Consider the following 16,925-nt stretch of genomic DNA (forward strand, 5'->3'; position numbering starts at 1 on the left):
TTTGAAGATGCTAAATTAAGTTTTTTGTTTAAAGTTTTGCTGTTATAAATTAAACTTGCGACTAATCGAAAAAAAATAAGGATGTGAATAAATGGCATACACGAAAAAGACTGTTTAAAACATTCCCTTTATTTTAAAAATAAGAAATTTAAATTTATATAGAAATTGATGAGTTCAGAAAAAACGCAGAATAACAAGTCATTTAAAATAAATTCGTGAATCCGTGGCAAATTTCAAGTCATTTACTCTGACTGGGTTCCCCGATTTCAATAGCAGATCGAAAAATGAAATTTACAACAAATAATTTTGCACAATCAATCTATTTTTTATCTTTGCTCTGTCAGTTTCGATCAATTATTTAACTCAATTTTTCCTTATAGAAATGAAAGGGATTTTAAAAATCTATCATCCGGATGAAACCCTTAAATACCACATCCAGAATACCTATTGCAAAGCGGTTTACAGCAATACCCAACATTTTTTGGAAGTAGAAATCATTACCGACGATTCTTTGGATCATGTAGATGATGATTCTTTGCAGTACAATTTTCCGCAGATTTCACTGAGTGTTTTCGATTATCCTACTGATGATGCTGAGATTGAAGGAAAAATGTTTCAGATTAAGGATTCTGATGATGAAACTTATACCGAAGTTGATCTTTTCGATGACCAAGACGCTTATCTTTATAACAGCGAACTTTCTTTTGAGAAAAACGAAGCGGACGATTTGGAGCTTTGTTGGAAAGGAGAAATCAGCGATTTCTATACCGATTCCGAAATTTCAATTCCGTTTAAACTAAAATGTAATTTCCGGCAGGACGAGATAGAAATTGACGATTAATCTCTATTTTCAGAAATTTTAAATGTTTTGTGAAAACTTTGCAAACATTATAATTGGGTTCAGAATTTGAACTTTATCAAATAAATCATCTACAGATCGGCTCTTCAACAATATTAAACTATTTTTGCCGTTCAAATTTTAATTAAAAATTTAATCAATGTTCTTACAAGCAGCAGTTCAAGTCATAACACCCGAAACTCAGGAACAAGTTTTTTCTTTTTGGAAGATCATGTTTCATGGTAATATTTTTGCCAACATCGTAATGATTACGGTAATTGTGTTAGGTATTTTCTCACTTTACATATTTTTAGAAAGGCTTTTTTATATCAACCGAATGTTGAAAATAAATGATGCCAATTTGATGAATAATATCCAGGATTTGCTGAACCAAGGACGTGTGGACGCTGCAATTGATTATTGTGTAAGGCAAAACACGCCGGAAGCAAGAATTCTGGAAAAAGGCATCACGAGAATCGGCAGACCCATTTCGGATATTGTAAGCGCAATGGAAAGTCAAGGTCAAATTGAAGTTTCCAAACTCGAAAAAAATCTAAATCTTTTGGCTGCTGTACCAAGTTTAGCGCCGATGCTTGGACTATTAGGAACGGTAATCGGATTGATTATGGCGTTTTTCAGCATGTCGAATGCGGAAGGGTCTTTTTCACCAAAAATACTTTCTGAAGGTATTTATACCGCTTTGGGACAAACGGCAACTGGTTTGGCCGTAGCAATTCCAGCTAACTTTTTTTACAATTTATTATTAACAAGAATTGACAAATTTGTTTTGAAAGTACAACATCTTTCGACCGATTTCTTAGACATCATCAACAAACCATCATAACTTAATGTGAAATTGCATGATCGAAATCTTCTCTTAAATAAAATACTGATGAAGAAGGCGATTAAATAAGAGCATTAAAATAATAGAAATCTACTTATGAAACTTAAACGAAGAAATAAAGCAAATCCCGAGTTCAGCCTTGCTGCAATGGTGGATGTTATTTTGTTGCTCCTCATATTTTTTATGGTGACCTCCGCTGCTGCAAACCAAAGTGCAATTGATGTAAAACTGCCGAAAGTAGAAATAGAAAATCCAAATATTCCCAGCCAGGTTACGGTAACAATCAAAGCAGACGGCTCGTATTTTGTAGATGATGTTTTGGTAAAAAAAGAAGCATTGGAATCGATTATCGTTGATAAATTACAAAACTCGAAAACACCTTCTTTCACCATTCGGGCAGATGAAAACTCCTATCACAAAGACGTGGTTTTTGCGATGGAAATTGCCGAAAAACATAAATTCAATATTGCAATCGCAACAACCAAAGAAGATTAATCGTTAAAAATGAACGACCACAGCATCAATATCCGGGAAGAAAACAAGGACAAACTGAAAAGCGGCATTATCACTGCGATTATTTGGTCCCTGCTTCTGCTGTTTATTTTTGTTTACAAATTCACCGAAAATATTCCGGAGAAAAAAGAAGTGGTGACGCAAATGCTCATTAATTTCGGAGATAACAGAAACGGAAATGGTGTGGAAGAACCCGCAAACCAAGAAGGAAGTCTAGCCGCGAAGGCAAACTCCAGTGTTGAAGACCAGCCCGCTGAACCCGAATCTAAAACAAAAATTATAGAAAAACCTGCCGTTGTTTCTCCCGCCAAAAAAGAAACTCCGAAAGAAAAAATCATCACCGGAACAGATGCTAAAAATGCAGTAAAAACTGCCGATAAATCTGATAAAAACGCCAAAACTTCTACTGCCTCCACATCTTCAAAACCAGCGGCCAAAACCTCCAGCTCCAAAACAACCTCGGCAAATTCTGCCACAGGAAACGGCGACGGAAAAGGAAGTGCAGCTATCGGAAATCTAATCAAAGGAAGAGGTACAAAACCTGGTTCGCAAGGTGACGGCACAGGAATCGGAAACCAGGGCGACCCTCTTGGCGGCGATGGTAACGGCGACAGCAAAATTGGTATCGACCGAAAATTAATAGGCTACATTCCTGGAACCATGGGCCGTGGCGGCGCGCAGCCATCACACAACTGCCCTGCAAGCGGGAGCATCACAATTTCTTACACAGTGGACAAAGCCGGAAACGTGGTTTCCGCACGACGATCCGGCGGTATTTCCGATGCCTGCGTGGTCTCAACTTCCGTAAGTTGGGTTAAGCAATATGTAAAAGCCGAAAAATCAAATACCTCATCCACAGGAGTATATAGTATTACTTTTTAAAAATTATTCCGACGGCAATTTTACTCCGTCGAAAGTATATTTTATTGGTGACTTTTCCACTTTCCACGCCCAATCTTTTTCCGTCACCACTGACGCTAATGTAAAAAGAAAGAATTTCCACTTAAGACCGGTCGCGATGCCATCCCAAAATATAGCGCAGAATCAAAACAAAAATAGTCAGATACCAATAATATTTAGGATTTTTGTACCATGACAAATCAGCAATACCAAGAAGCAATCGCCTGGCTGTTCGTGCAGATGCCGAGTTACCAAACCGACGGTCAAAAGGCTTATAAGCCAGGACTGGAGAATATCACAAAACTCTGTACCCTGTTCGGTAATCCACAGGAAAAACTGAAAATGATTCATATCGGCGGAACCAACGGAAAAGGTTCTACCTGCAATATGCTTGGATCGGTATTGCAGGAAGCTGGCTTCAAAGTCGGAATTTACAATTCACCACATCTTATTGATTTTACCGAAAGGATAAAAATTAACGGCGAGAATTGCGATAAAGAATTCGTTTACCAGTTCATTCAAAAGCTAAGAAATTTGCCCCAGGAAATCACGCCTTCTTTTTTTGAATTCACTACGATTATGGCTTTTGAATACTTTTACCAGAGAAAAGTAGATTACGCCATTATCGAAGTCGGCCTGGGCGGCAGATTAGATTCCACCAATATCATTAGACCGATGATCACTGCGATTACCAATGTCGCTCTGGATCACCAGGATCTGCTGGGAAATACCATTGAAGAAATTGCCTTCGAAAAAGCCGGAATTATTAAACCAGGCATTGCTGTGGTCTCAGGAGCTGAAAATGCAGTAGTGAAAAATATCATTGAAAACACAGCAATTGAAAAAAAAGCTCAATTCATTGATGCGACCGTGATTAGCAGTAATATCAAATCTGATTTAAAAGGAAATTATCAACAGAAAAACATTAAGGTGGTATTGTCTTTAATTAAAGAAGTAAAAAATTTAGGACTGAACATTTCAGATAAAAATACCGAAGACGGACTTTTAAACGTTTACAAAAACACCAACTTTATCGGCCGCTGGTTTGAATTTTCTAGCGATCCTCTCATTATTTGCGATACTGCACACAATCAGGCTGGCTTGGAACAGGTTTTTGAACAGCTTAATTCGATCCAGAAATTCAAACATATCATCTTAGGATTTGTTTCTGAAAAGAATATTAACGAAGTTTTGCAGATTCTTCCGGATCATTCCATCTTCTATTTTGCAAAACCAACTAACAACCGGGGCCGTCACCCAGAGGATTATGAAGATTTATTAAAAAAATCAAAAATAAATTATAAAATTTTTAACACGGTTCAGGAGGCTTATCTTTTTGCAAAACAAGAAGTTAAAAAAGAAGAAATGATTTTCATTGGCGGAAGCAACTTTGTGGTCGGGGAATTTTTAGAAAAAAATTTGGAGGATTAGAATTTTTTTGTACATTTGCCGAACCAAAATTTGACACATCAAAAATGGTATTGGGCTCTTAGCTCAGTTGGTTCAGAGCATCTCGTTTACACCGAGAGGGTCGGGGGTTCGAATCCCTCAGGGCCCACCCAGGAAACCTCAGTTTATTCTGAGGTTTTTTTTATTTAATGCAGTTAGCACAGTTGTTTTGTGTTTAATTAATCATTTTGAAGATTAGAAAAAAAGTGTATATTTGCAAAACCAAAATTTGAAAAATCAAAAAATGGTATCGGGCTCTTAGCTCAGTTGGTTCAGAGCATCTCGTTTACACCGAGAGGGTCGGGGGTTCGAATCCCTCAGGGCCCACCCAATAAACCTCAGAACTATCTGAGGTTTATTTTTAATTAAGGGCGGTTAGCTCAGTTGGTTTAGAGCGTTGCGTTGACATCGCAGAGGTCGCTGGTTCGAACCCAGTACCACCCACTTCAAAAAATCTCACTATCTGTGGGATTTTTGCTTTTAAATCGTTTTCTGTAAAAACCTTAAACTTTACAAACGTAATTCTTTTTCAAAAGATTGAGATTAATTTGGTAATTTTAATCTCAAAACACAGAGTATGTTAGTAAAAATTTACGGGAGTGCCATTTTCGGAGTTTCTGCTCAAACAATCACCATCGAAGTTAATGTAGATACCGGCGGCGTTGGTTATCATCTGGTCGGTCTTCCGGATAATGCGATTAAGGAAAGCACTTACCGGATATCGGCGGCATTGAAAAATATCGGATTTAAAATTCCCGGCAAGAAAATAACGATCAATATGGCACCCGCCGATTTACGGAAAGAAGGTTCTGCCTATGACTTGAGTATAGCTCTGGGAATACTTGCCGCTTCTGAACAGATTAACGCCGAAGAAATCAGCAGATATATCATCATGGGCGAACTGTCTTTGGATGGTGGATTATTGCCTATAAAAGGAGTGCTTCCGATTGCCATCAAAGCAAAAGAAGAAGGGTTTAAGGGAATCATCCTGCCAAAACTTAATATTCGCGAAGCCGCCATCGTGAGCGATCTGGAAGTTTATGGTGTTGATAATATCAAAGAAGTCGTAGATTTCTTTAATGAAGGGATTCCACTGGAACGGACCACGATCGATATCCGCAAAGAGTTTCAGGAAAAAATCCACCATTTTCCCAATGACTTTTCAGAAGTGAAAGGTCAGGAAACCGCAAAACGCGCGATGGAAGTGGCAGCGGCCGGTGGTCACAACATTATCTTAATCGGGCCACCAGGAAGCGGGAAAACGATGTTGGCAAAGAGGGTTCCTACCATACTTCCGCCTTTAACTTTAAGGGAAGCGCTGGAAACAACTAAAATACATTCTGTCGCCGGCAAAATCGGAACAGAAACCTCGTTAATGACCGTTCGCCCTTTTAGAAGTCCGCATCACACCATTTCAGATGTCGCTTTGGTCGGAGGAGGCAGTTATCCTCAACCTGGCGAGATTTCGTTGGCGCATAACGGTGTCTTGTTTCTGGATGAAATGCCGGAATTTAAAAGAACAGTTTTAGAAGTGATGCGCCAACCGCTAGAAGATCGTGAAGTCACGATTTCCCGTGCGAAGTTCACGGTGAATTATCCGGCAAGCTTTATGCTGGTGGCGAGCATGAATCCCAGTCCCAGCGGTTTTTTTCCGGATGATCCCAACAATACTTCTTCGCAATTTGAGATGCAGCGGTATATGAACAGGCTTTCCGGACCATTGCTCGACAGAATCGATATTCATATCGAAGTGCAAAAGGTAGAGTTCGAGCAACTCGCAGATAAAAGGAAAGGAGAACAAAGTGATGAAATAAGAAGGCGCGTTTTAATGGCACGCGAAATTCAAAGCAACCGGTACAAAGAATCCGACATTCACTATAATGCCCAAATGGGACCGCGGGAAATTGAGAAGTTTTGCGAACTCGATGAAGATTCTCAGTTCCTTATTAAAACAGCCATGGAAAAACTCAATTTATCTGCACGCGCTTTTGATAGAATTTTAAAAGTTTCCCGTACAATTGCCGATTTGGAGCAGGCAGAGGCATTAAATGCCGCTCATATTTCAGAAGCAATTCAGTACCGCAGTTTAGACCGTGAATTTTGGAATGTATAAAAAATACCGCTCCAAATGAATTGGTGGATGATTTTTAAAATGAAAAATTATTTCCAACATCGTAAATTTTTGGTTAATTCGCAACGAAAGGCTTAATCATTTTTTTATTCTTTTCCTTAACTTCGAAACCAAAATTATAAGAAAAGCCAACTCCCAAGGTTTGTTTTAATTGAAGTTTCTTGATTTGATCATGATCATAAAGCAGATCCAAACCTATAGTGGTATTGATAAATTTATTGAATTTAAAATTGAGAGAACCATTGTATGCAATATCAACTCTCTCCGGATGAAAGGCATAATTGCTAAATAAATTTAGCTGATTCACTAAATTAATGTCTTTGTAAATCTTCAAGCGGTAAACAACATTCACCAAAGCACCGATTTCAGCTCTCACCGACTGGCCATCTCTTTCTAAACCATATCTACCCATTTGCTGCAGCAAAGGATCTGTAACAAAGGTAAACTTACCATTTACCGGTCTTATAATCATCTGGAAATTTTCATTTGGATTATACAAAATTCCGACCCCGGCGTAGACATAGCCCGGTGACATAAATCGGGAAATCCGGTCCGCGAAAGAAGGATTTGGTGTTACTGCATAATTATATCCTGTAGAGAATTGCGAGAGAAACTGAAAACCAGTGGATAAGTAGAAATTCTTTCCGATATCGTAGCCGTAATTGGTCATGATGTTAATGTAATCCTCTGTCTTTCTGGATGATTCTCCCTGGGAAGATAAAAAACCGTAGCCTAATTGTATATTGTTGTCTAAGAAATGTTTTCTGTTTTTATAACTTAAAGTATAATTGATTTTTCCGATAATTCCAATATTATTATTGCCTCCAGAATTCCAGTTAGAAAAAGAAGACTGATTGAAAATTAAGTTGTTCTGGCCATAATAAAACCATTTAATCGGATCTTTTAATTGCAAAATATTATAAGGGGTAACCGGAATGTCGTCCTCGCTACCGGTAATAGTGATGCGGTCACGGATAACAATCGTATCTTTAAATACAGGAGTGAATTTTTCCAGTTTCGGATTTGCCAGACTGTCCAAATTCAGCGCAGTAGCTTTCCATCTGCTTTGTGAAATAGAATCGATCTCAGTCAGGATATTTTTATCTTTCTGGGAATAAACGGCCAATGAACCCAATGACATAATAACAGTATACAACTTTCTCATAGTGGGCAAATTTAAGACAAACAAATAAATTTAAAAAACGTACTCTTATACTATTTCGTACTTTTTGTCTGATTTTAATTACATTTATAAAAGATTTCGCCATAATTACTTAATAATAATTTTGGTCAGCGTTTTGTCAAAAAATAAACCATGCTCAGAAACCAACTTAACTTCAAAGCCGTGCTTTACGCAACCATCGTGGTCGCGGCGATGTGGCTGGGATATTTATTGCAACATATCGGTTGGTTCAGTGGTTGTTCAGGCGCCATCATTCCGCTAAATCCTTCCGGACTGAAGGGTATTTTCCTGTCGCCTTTTCTTCACGGAAACTTTGATCATATTTTTGGTAATTCCATTCCTGTTTTTGTTTTAATATTTCTGTTATTTCAATTTTATCCTTTTATTGCAAAACAAATATTTTTTCTTGGATGGATTTTAACAGGGTTTTTAGTTTGGCTTTTGCCACCAATCGACATTTATACTGGAGAATTTAACCATGTTTGCATCATCGGCGCCAGTGGAATTGTTTACGTAATGGCTTTTTTCTTGTTTTTCAGTGGCATATTCCGATGGAATATGAAATTCTTATCCGTTTCGATGATCGTTGCGTTGTATTACGGCAGTTTAATTTGGGGTGTTTTGCCTGAGGAATTATTTTCTCAGCTGTCAGAACCAAGCAGAGTATCTTGGCAGTCCCATTTATCCGGTGCAGCTATTGGGATATTAATGGCATTTGTTTTCCGGAAATCAGGTGAAAAAAAAGTGAAATACATTTGGGAATTTCCTAACTATTACAGTGAAAAAGACGACAAACTATGGCAGGAGTATAAAGAAAATCATCCTGAAGATTTTCTGGAGCTTCCTTATAAAAAGAAAGAAAATGTATGGGAACGGTTAGATGAACTCCGTAAAAATGAATAATTTTTGATAATTTTGGAAAAACTTCATTATGCGTCACGACGAAACTCTTTACGCTATCGCATTGCGGCACTGCCCTTTAATCGGAGATGTGATTTTCCGAAAATTAGTGGCAGAGGTTGGTTCGGCGAAAGAGGTTTGGGATCTTTCAAAATCAGGCTTACAAACTATTTTTGGTATCGGAAGAAAAATTGCAGTTGAAATCGGAAATCCCGACCACTTAACATTTGCAGAGAAAGAAATTGAATTTTGCGTCAAAAACAATATTAAAATTAACCTGCGTCATCTCGGAGATTTACCAACAATTTTAAACGAATGTGACGATGCGCCAGCTATTCTCTATCAAAAAGGAGATTTTGACTCTTCAAAAAAAGCAGTAAGCATAGTAGGTACCAGGAATATTTCAGATTACGGAAAACAATTTATTGAAAATTTTTTGAATGCGGTCAAAAATGAAAACATCACCACCGTCAGTGGTTTGGCCCTTGGAGTCGATGCTGAGGTTCACGATATTTCCATAAAAAACAAAATCCAGACTGTTGCCGTTCTGGCGCACGGTTTTCATACCCTTTACCCTTCCAGAAACCGAAAACTTTCGCAAAAAATTCTCGAAGAAAACGGCGTTTTGTTTACCGAATTCAATTCTTCTCAAAAGCCGGACCGGGAGAATTTCATACAGCGAAACCGAATCATCGCAGGCTTAACGCCAGCTACAATTGTCGTGGAAACTGCTTTTGGTGGCGGCTCGATCAGCACCGCAACTTTTGCCAACAATTACAATAGAGAAGTGTATGCTTTGCCCGGCAGAATCGACGAGAAATACAGCCAAGGTTGCAATCAGCTTATTTTTCAAAACAAAGCGGCGGTGATTTCTACGATTACTTCACTTGTTGATCAGCTTGGTTTTCAAAATGATACCGGGAAAACTGGCGAACTTTTTCCCAGTTCCGAAATAAAGATGGTACTGCCTGAACAGCAGAAAAACATCCTTGCCATATTAGATAAAAAAACTCCGTTTTCTTTAGACGAAATCTCACAAAGGTTAGAAATACCAACCTATAAAATTTTGCCTGATTTATTGCAATTAGAAATTATGGGATTAATAAAAGCGCTTTCGGGTAGACAATATCTTGCGCTTTAGCTTTTTTACATTTTTAAAAAAATACTAAAAAACAATTAACCTTAAATTTTTAACATTATTAATGATGTTTTTATGAATTTAATAAAAATAAACAGCAATATTATTGATATTTTCCTAATATTTAAATTTTTTATTGAATGTTCTGAAAAAAAAATTAAATTTGTTAGTAATAATTCTCACTAGCATATGGAACATTATAACACAGAGCAAAAAATTCAGGAATTTATCGCAGACATTGAAGCGAAAAATCCAAACGAACCAGAATTCTTACAAGCCGTAAAAGAAGTTGCCAATACAGTGATTCCTTTCATTGCAACGCACAAAGAATATGATGGCATGAAACTTCTGGAAAGAATGGCAGAGCCAGAAAGAACCATTATCTTCCGCGTTCCTTGGGTTAATGATGCTGGTGAAATTCAGGTGAATCGGGGATTTAGAATTCAAATGAACTCTGCAATCGGTCCGTACAAAGGAGGTATTCGTTTTCATCCAACGGTGAATTTATCTGTACTTAAGTTTCTCGCTTTTGAACAAACTTTTAAAAACTCGCTGACAACCTTGCCAATGGGCGGAGGAAAAGGCGGTTCGGATTTTGATCCGCAAGGAAAATCCAATATGGAAGTGATGCGTTTTTGTCAGGCATTTATGACCGAAATGTGTAAATATATTGGTCCTGAAACCGATGTTCCCGCGGGAGATATCGGAGTGGGAGCAAGAGAAATTGGTTATTTATTTGGCCAGTACAAAAAAATCAGAAATGAGTTTACCGGTGTATTAACCGGGAAAGGACTGGCGTACGGCGGATCATTAATCCGTCCTGAAGCGACAGGATATGGTGTTGTTTACTTCTGCGAACAAATGCTCAAAACAATCGGACAGGAAGTTAAAGGTAAAACCTTCGCTGTTTCCGGTTTTGGAAATGTTGCATGGGGAGTGGTGAAAAAAGTAAATGAGTTAGGCGGAAAAGTAGTAACAATTTCCGGACCTGATGGTTACATATATGACGAAGACGGGATCTCTGGAGAAAAAGTAGATTACTTATTACAACTTCGTGCTTCTGGAAACAACAGAGCTGAAGATTACGTAACGAAATTCCCAAGTGCTAAATTCTATGCAGGACAACGTCCCTGGAGTGTAAAATGTGATGTTGCAATTCCGGCTGCAACGCAGAATGAATTATTCCTGGAAGATGCACAAACATTAGTTGCCAACGGTGTAATCTGTGTAACCGAAGCAGCAAACATGCCTTCTACTTTAGATGCAATCAACTATTTCCTGGATAACAAAGTTTTGTTCTCACCGGGAAAAGCGTCTAATGCAGGTGGTGTTGCCACATCAGGCTTAGAAATGACGCAGAATTCAATTCGGTTGAACTGGTCTTCTGAAGAAGTTGATGCAAGATTAAAGGAAATTATGATCGGAATCCACAAAGCGTGTCGCGATTATGGTACCGAAGAAGATGGTTACGTAAATTATGTGAAAGGTGCGAACATAGCGGGCTTTGTGAAAGTTGCCGAGGCGATGTTGGCGCAAGGTGTCGTATAAAATAGAAGCCGGAGTTTTACTTCGGCTTTTTTCTTAAAAACCTGTCCCGGGGAAATGGGAAAAAAAGTAAAGTGAAAGGATAAAAAGCATTGATTTTTCAATGCTTTTTATTATTTTAATTAAGTGCTTTTTACATTTGCACCACAATTTTATTCTAAGCTTTCTTTCCTGGATTTCTAAGCAGTAATAATGTACTTTATTAAAGTTTAAGAGAATTTAATAAGGATTATTTCTTTTCTAATTTTTTTTGTAACCGCTCTACAAATTCAAAAGCAGCGGGGCAAACGACGGTATTCTTTATCGTTAAATTATTAATCTGATAGATCTTTTTGCGGTCGGTGTGGGGAAATTCCCGACAGGCTTTTGGGCGAACGTCGTAGATAGAACACTTATTATCTTCATTCAAAAACCAACACGGAAGATTTTGTAAAACCTGATCGTCATCTTCATCTGTTCTAAGGAATTTATCTTCGAAATCCGCAGTTTTCATTTTTAAATGTTTGGCGATTCTTTCAATGTCTTTCGGAGTGAAAAGGGGGCCCGTGGTTTTACAACAGTTGGCGCATTGCAGGCAATCTATTTTTTCGAAAACCTCATCATGAGTTTCCTGTACGGTATAATCGAGATTTTTGGGTGGCTTTTTCTTCATCCAATCCAGAAATTTTTTGTGTTCTTTCTGTTTTTGAAGAGCCTGGGTTTTACAGAAATCTAAATTCATAATTACTAAATGGAATAGGGAGAATAAGGAGTGTAAGAATCGATTAAATCCAGATTCAAGACTGTTGTTTTTTGACGTCTGGACGGCGCGTACATCTTGTTGAATTTTTGAGCGAAGATAATTTCCTGGTGGTGAGACGAATAAGAAGTCCGCTGCACTACGGTGTTACAAAATACTTCATCAAATGCACGAAGATGCACAAATACTTCAACATCCATCGTTTCAAAGTTTTCTTTGGTCAATTCAAAGAAGGGAGAATATTCATCGATCTTATGAACAACCGTCCAGTTTAGGGAAAGGGTATTAATTTGACTGATTACGGTCTTTAAAGTAAAGAACTTGCTTTTTAATTCTCCGTGTTCATCTGGATCATCTATGGCGCAGGTGAGGACGACCTGAGCTTCTGTTAAAAGATTATTTTTATAAGGCGCCATTCTGAACATTAAAGCACTGCTTCCCTCATAGGGAACTATTAATGCAATTTTGCTGAATTTTAAAAACGCCTGAGGCCGGGAAAATCTTCCATAGAATAAACCTGTGGCAATGGCAAAAGCCAGTAAACCTAAAAAAGCTTCAAAAGTAGCAACCATGCTTGCTAAAAATCCGACCGGCGCAATCCGACCGTATCCTACAGTGGTAAATGTTTGGGCACTGAAAAAGAAAACATCGGTAAATTTACTGAGTGGCGTACTTTTATCAATTCCGGTAAGGTGCTCGATGCCAATGCTGTAATAAATTGTAGCAAAACAGAGATTGGCCAGAATGTATCCTAAAACCAGAAGGAGAATAAACTTCCAGGAAGGTAAATCCAGCATGGTGTGATACCAACTGTACTTCTGTAATGGGTTTGATAAACCTGCTCTTCTAACATTCGGCATTCCATTTTTATGCACAAATCTACCGCTGGCATTGGAACTGAAGCCAGTGTCGTCACGGGATTGTAAATGGGAAAACTTGCTTTTTAGAGTTGCCATACTGCAAAATTAGTCCAAAATCGGGAAACTGAAGTTGATTTTGATGCGAAATCTGCGGCCGTGATAGAAGCGGTTACCCCACAAGGAGGCGACGGAACGGAGTGGAGACGCCGACTGAGGAGTATGAGCGGATAGCACGAATTGTCCGCCCGAATCCAGCGCAGTGATTACAGTCATAAGATTTACCTGAAAATTTTGCCTAATTTTGGACTATGAAAAAATTGGAAACAAGGCAGGATATTGAGGATTTGGTGAATCGTTTCTATGATAAAGTTCAAAGTGATGAGACGATTGGATTCTTCTTTAATGATGTTGCAAAAGTCGACTGGTCGCATCATTTGCCCAAAATGTATTCTTTTTGGGAAACGCTTTTATTTGGACAGATTTCTTACAAAGGAAACCCCATGGCAGTGCATTTTCCCATCAATGCTGAAGTTCCCATGGAAAAATTTCATTTCGAGCATTGGATTATGTTATGGACTGCAACGGTCGAAGAAAATTTCTCCGGCGAAATGGCGGAATTGGCCGTTTACAAAGCAAAAAACATAGCAAATCTCATGGCTCACAAAATGGAAGTTGCGCGAAAAACCCGTTAATTTTAAGGTACAATCACCGTAAAAATATACGCCGCCAAATTGACCAAAAGTACGGTTCCGTACAAATGATTCGTTTTCCCACGACTTAGCGACAACATTACGATAAATACGGAGAGCGCCAAGAGGATAATCGATTTCATGCCGAGCCCCAAAACAAAGGGAATATCGTAAATAATACACACGACCGATACAGTGGGAATGGTTAAACCGACACTGGCCAAAGCCGAGCCTAAACTTAAATTAATGGAAGACTGAATCTGATTGTTCCGGGCGGCGCGTATTGCGGCCAAACCTTCGGGAAGCAAAACGACAAATGCAATAATTACTCCCACCAGCTCATGCGGTGCGCCGATACTTTCTACAAATCCTTCGATTACCGGCGAAAGTCCTTTGGCCATAAAAATAACGACTGCCAGACAGATAATCAATAAAAAAAGACTAGTTAAAGCTTTTCGAACCGATGGTGGATCTGCTTCGTGAGGAGTTTTGTCTTCCTTTTCGGTAACGAAATAATTGCGGTGCCGAACGTTTTGGAACATTAAAAAAGTTCCGTAAATAGTAAGACAGGCGAGAGAAACAAAAACCAGCTGCGGATTACTGTAAAAAGGACCGTGTTTCGTAGAGGTGTAGTTGGGCAAAATCAGCGTGAGCACCAAAATCGCCACCAAACTCACTAAATAAGTTGTTGCCGAATTAGCGATAAAAAACTGTTCTTTATACTTTCTGCTACCCACCCAAATACAGATTCCGAGAATACCATTGAGAATAATCATTACCGCCGCAAAAACGGTATCTCTGGCGTAAGTGAGTGCGCCTTCGCTACCGGAAAGCATGAAGGAAATAATTAATCCTACTTCTAAAATCGTGATGCAGATTGCAAGAATGACTGTTCCGTAGGGTTCACCTACTTTATGTGCTATAACTTCGGCATGGTGCACCGCTGCCATTACACTTGAAAATAATAACAAAGCCCCTATGATATTGGTAAGAGGAGTGTTATTTAAGAAGCCCAAAAGATAGAAAGCAGCAGATAAAAGCGGTACAAGGACCGTCCAGTGAATAAACTTTTTTAGTTTCATATTTCGATTTGTGATAATATAGAAAAATTAAATTAAAAATAAAGAAAAAAAATGGAAAAATTTTATGCTTATCCTTTTTTATTTTTCAAATTCTATATCGTTAGTAGAGATATAAATAATGGAGTTCAGCTTAACCGAACTCAATTTTTCCACAGCCAATAATCCTGAAAATCGGTGAACATGTGAAAAAGCAAACCAATTGCGATGATTCTGTAATTCCCTTTAAGAAATAAACTTCCCAGAAAATACACAGCGATTGCCCAATAAGAATGCAGCGGATGATAACCAATACTGTTTCTGTTGGGATCGAAAAGTGGATTGGCGAAGACATGATCCAAATCGACAATCATCGTTGCGAGCAGCAGAAAATAAGCGTGTTTCCAATTATTTTTAAAGAATATTTTTGCAATAAAAACCGGCACAATAAAGTGCATCGAATAATGGATGATTTCTCTGATGTAAAAAATGTTTTCCATCATATTCTGCCTTTTAAATAATCCTGACGAAGATTTTCGTCCAGTTTTTCAATGGCATACCGAAGCGTTGTTCGTGGCATTTTTTGATAATGAAGTTGGAGGAAATCCAAAAGTTGCTGTTCATTTCTGTTGCCCATTTCCCTCAAAAGCCAGCCATTTGCCTTGTGCATCAAGTCGTGATGATGGTTTAAATTTCTGATAACTAACTTCTCAAGCAGTTGAAAAGAATCTTTTTTCACGTGAAACATCGTTGAAACTACCGCGATTCTTTTGCTCCATAAATTATCTTCTTCTGATAAATTTATTAAAATTGAATCCTCTTTATTTTCAAAACAATAGCGGCCTAAAATTTTATAACAGGAAGTATCGACCAAATCCCAATTGTTGATGTATTTTTTATTCTTTAAATAAAAGTCAACGATTTCTTTTTTTTCTTTTGCGTCTTTTGATTTTTCAAATTTAGAAACCAGCATTAATAATGAACAGAGGCGGTGTTCATGAATTTCTGACGATAGTAGTTGTCCTAATTCATTTAATGAAATTCTGTTCCAATATTCTTTTGCAATCTTTCTCTGGTCCGGAACGGTAACGCCGATAAATTGGTCTCCTTCGGCATATTCTCCTTTTCCGGCTTTGAAAAATCTGGGTAAAAACGCTTTCTTTTCTGGAATGGAAAGATCTTGTAAAGCGGATTTTATTTCTTCAATCATTTTAAAAAATACTTTCGCCGGTTAGGGTTGTAAATTCTTCGAGGAATTTCATGCCGCGGTACGAATTCCCTTTTTCATTGAGTTTCGGACTCCAAACGGTGACGCAATAATGCTGAGGATAAATTGCTATAATTCCTCCTCCAACGCCACTTTTTCCTGGCAATCCAACGAGAAAAGAAAACTCGCCCGATTCATCATAAAATCCGCAAGTGAGCAAAATTGCATTAATTCTTTTGGCTTTGCTGGAAGATAAAATCCGCATTCCGCCGGTAGGTTTCTTACCTTCATTTGCCAAATATAAAAAGCTTTTGCTCAGTTGTTTGCAAGTCATTTCTATCGAACAAAGATGGCAATAAAGTTCTATAACCGAATCCGGCTTATTTTTAATATTTCCAAAAGATTTCATGAAATTACACATCGCTGCATTTCTGAAACTATTCTGCATCTCGCTCGAAGCCACTTTTTCGTTAAAGGAAATATCCTGATCTTCTGTGAGAGCACGAATAAAAGAAAGTAATTCTTCTTTTGGATTGTTGCAAATTTCCAGTAATATATCGCAAATGACCAAAGCGCCTGCATTGATAAAAGGATTTCGGGGGATTCCGTTATCTGCTTCCAACTGAATCAAAGAATTAAATGCACTTCCTGAAGGTTCTACATCTACTCTTTCCCAAAGTTTTTCTTCCAGTTTTTCATAAACAAAAGACAATGCAAAAACTTTGGAAATACTCTGTATGGAAAATTTTTCGTCAAAATCACCACAGCCAAAACTGTTGTGTTTTAAATCGGTAAAGTTGACGCCAAATTTATTTTCATCGATGCATGCGAGTTCAGAAATATAGTCTGGGACTTTACCAAGATTTTCTTTGGCAATAATATCCGCATATACTTTTGAAATAATTTTCTGATAATCTAATTTCATTCAATA

At 38.0% G+C, this 16,925-nt stretch carries 17 protein-coding genes and 3 tRNA genes; 13 read left to right on the forward strand and 7 right to left on the reverse strand.

Annotated features, from left to right (window positions below; genetic code table 11):
* Nucleotides 1-382 precede the first annotated feature (382 nt).
* The 9 genes from QGN23_RS10360 (at nt 383) to QGN23_RS10400 (ending at nt 6,657) form a co-directional block, all read left to right on the forward strand.
* The gene (locus QGN23_RS10360; RefSeq protein WP_282904234.1) at nt 383-841 is read left to right on the forward strand and encodes a hypothetical protein; all 459 of its coding nucleotides are present in this window, start codon (nt 383-385) and stop codon (nt 839-841) included.
* 157 nt (nt 842-998) lie between these two features.
* Entirely contained in the window at nt 999-1,682 is a 684-nt protein-coding gene (locus tag QGN23_RS10365) for a MotA/TolQ/ExbB proton channel family protein (protein WP_282904235.1), read from the forward strand.
* A 96-nt stretch (nt 1,683-1,778) separates the two neighbouring features.
* On the forward strand, nt 1,779-2,177 hold the full coding sequence (locus QGN23_RS10370; RefSeq protein ID WP_282904236.1) for an ExbD/TolR family protein: 399 nt from the start codon (nt 1,779-1,781) through the stop codon (nt 2,175-2,177).
* 9 nt (nt 2,178-2,186) lie between these two features.
* Nucleotides 2,187-3,077 carry a ferric siderophore ABC transporter substrate-binding protein gene (locus tag QGN23_RS10375; protein ID WP_282904237.1) on the forward strand — a complete coding sequence of 297 codons (891 nt, stop codon included), beginning with the start codon at nt 2,187-2,189 and terminating at the stop codon, nt 3,075-3,077.
* 210 nt (nt 3,078-3,287) lie between these two features.
* Complete coding sequence (locus QGN23_RS10380) at nt 3,288-4,526, forward strand: bifunctional folylpolyglutamate synthase/dihydrofolate synthase (RefSeq protein WP_282904238.1); 1,239 nt, start codon at nt 3,288-3,290, stop codon at nt 4,524-4,526.
* A gap of 52 nt (nt 4,527-4,578) precedes the next feature.
* A tRNA-Val gene (locus tag QGN23_RS10385) sits at nt 4,579-4,653 on the forward strand.
* Nucleotides 4,654-4,796: 143 nt separating this feature from the next.
* Nucleotides 4,797-4,871 (forward strand) — tRNA-Val (locus tag QGN23_RS10390).
* Nucleotides 4,872-4,913: 42 nt separating this feature from the next.
* Nucleotides 4,914-4,988 (forward strand) — tRNA-Val (locus tag QGN23_RS10395).
* A 133-nt stretch (nt 4,989-5,121) separates the two neighbouring features.
* The gene (locus QGN23_RS10400) at nt 5,122-6,657 is read left to right on the forward strand and encodes a YifB family Mg chelatase-like AAA ATPase (RefSeq protein ID WP_282904239.1); all 1,536 of its coding nucleotides are present in this window, start codon (nt 5,122-5,124) and stop codon (nt 6,655-6,657) included.
* Between the two features lie 73 nt (nt 6,658-6,730).
* On the opposite strand, the gene QGN23_RS10405 is transcribed toward QGN23_RS10400, so the two are convergent.
* Nucleotides 6,731-7,840 carry a DUF3078 domain-containing protein gene (locus tag QGN23_RS10405; protein ID WP_282904240.1) on the reverse strand — a complete coding sequence of 370 codons (1,110 nt, stop codon included), beginning with the start codon at nt 7,838-7,840 and terminating at the stop codon, nt 6,731-6,733.
* A gap of 150 nt (nt 7,841-7,990) precedes the next feature.
* Here QGN23_RS10405 and QGN23_RS10410 point away from each other — a divergent pair, with 150 nt between their 5' ends.
* From QGN23_RS10410 to gdhA, 3 genes are all read left to right on the forward strand, one after another.
* Nucleotides 7,991-8,761, forward strand: coding sequence for a rhomboid family intramembrane serine protease (locus QGN23_RS10410; RefSeq protein WP_282904241.1), 771 nt, complete (start codon nt 7,991-7,993; stop codon nt 8,759-8,761).
* 28 nt (nt 8,762-8,789) lie between these two features.
* The gene (dprA, locus tag QGN23_RS10415; RefSeq protein WP_282904242.1) at nt 8,790-9,899 is read left to right on the forward strand and encodes a DNA-processing protein DprA; all 1,110 of its coding nucleotides are present in this window, start codon (nt 8,790-8,792) and stop codon (nt 9,897-9,899) included.
* 186 nt (nt 9,900-10,085) lie between these two features.
* Nucleotides 10,086-11,444, forward strand: a complete 1,359-nt coding sequence (gene gdhA / locus QGN23_RS10420; RefSeq protein ID WP_282904243.1) for an NADP-specific glutamate dehydrogenase — start codon at nt 10,086-10,088, stop codon at nt 11,442-11,444.
* A 226-nt stretch (nt 11,445-11,670) separates the two neighbouring features.
* Here gdhA and QGN23_RS10425 read toward each other — a convergent pair whose 3' ends face one another.
* Both QGN23_RS10425 and QGN23_RS10430 read right to left on the reverse strand, forming a co-directional pair.
* Nucleotides 11,671-12,162 carry a YkgJ family cysteine cluster protein gene (locus tag QGN23_RS10425; protein ID WP_282904244.1) on the reverse strand — a complete coding sequence of 164 codons (492 nt, stop codon included), beginning with the start codon at nt 12,160-12,162 and terminating at the stop codon, nt 11,671-11,673.
* A gap of 5 nt (nt 12,163-12,167) precedes the next feature.
* Nucleotides 12,168-13,136, reverse strand: coding sequence for an ion channel (locus tag QGN23_RS10430; protein WP_282904245.1), 969 nt, complete (start codon nt 13,134-13,136; stop codon nt 12,168-12,170).
* A 212-nt stretch (nt 13,137-13,348) separates the two neighbouring features.
* On the opposite strand from QGN23_RS10430, the gene QGN23_RS10435 reads away from it, so the two are divergent.
* A complete protein-coding gene (locus tag QGN23_RS10435) occupies nt 13,349-13,732 on the forward strand; it encodes a group III truncated hemoglobin (RefSeq protein ID WP_282904246.1) in 384 nt (127 codons plus the stop codon).
* Nucleotides 13,733-13,734: 2 nt separating this feature from the next.
* On the opposite strand, the gene QGN23_RS10440 is transcribed toward QGN23_RS10435, so the two are convergent.
* The 4 genes from QGN23_RS10440 to QGN23_RS10455 form a co-directional block, all read right to left on the reverse strand.
* Nucleotides 13,735-14,811 (reverse strand): calcium:proton antiporter, encoded by a 1,077-nt coding sequence (locus QGN23_RS10440; protein ID WP_282904247.1) that lies wholly within the window; start codon nt 14,809-14,811, stop codon nt 13,735-13,737.
* A gap of 140 nt (nt 14,812-14,951) precedes the next feature.
* A complete protein-coding gene (locus QGN23_RS10445; RefSeq protein ID WP_317622302.1) occupies nt 14,952-15,290 on the reverse strand; it encodes a DUF6122 family protein in 339 nt (112 codons plus the stop codon).
* Nucleotides 15,287-15,997, reverse strand: a complete 711-nt coding sequence (locus QGN23_RS10450; protein ID WP_282904248.1) for a DNA alkylation repair protein — start codon at nt 15,995-15,997, stop codon at nt 15,287-15,289. The genes QGN23_RS10445 and QGN23_RS10450 overlap by 4 nt, the downstream gene beginning before the upstream one ends.
* A gap of 1 nt (nt 15,998) precedes the next feature.
* The gene (locus QGN23_RS10455) at nt 15,999-16,919 is read right to left on the reverse strand and encodes a glutaminase (protein WP_282904249.1); all 921 of its coding nucleotides are present in this window, start codon (nt 16,917-16,919) and stop codon (nt 15,999-16,001) included.
* Nucleotides 16,920-16,925: the final 6 nt, after the last annotated feature.

It is taken from the genome of Chryseobacterium gotjawalense, assembly GCF_030012525.1.
Lineage (GTDB): Bacteria > Bacteroidota > Bacteroidia > Flavobacteriales > Weeksellaceae > Kaistella > Kaistella gotjawalense.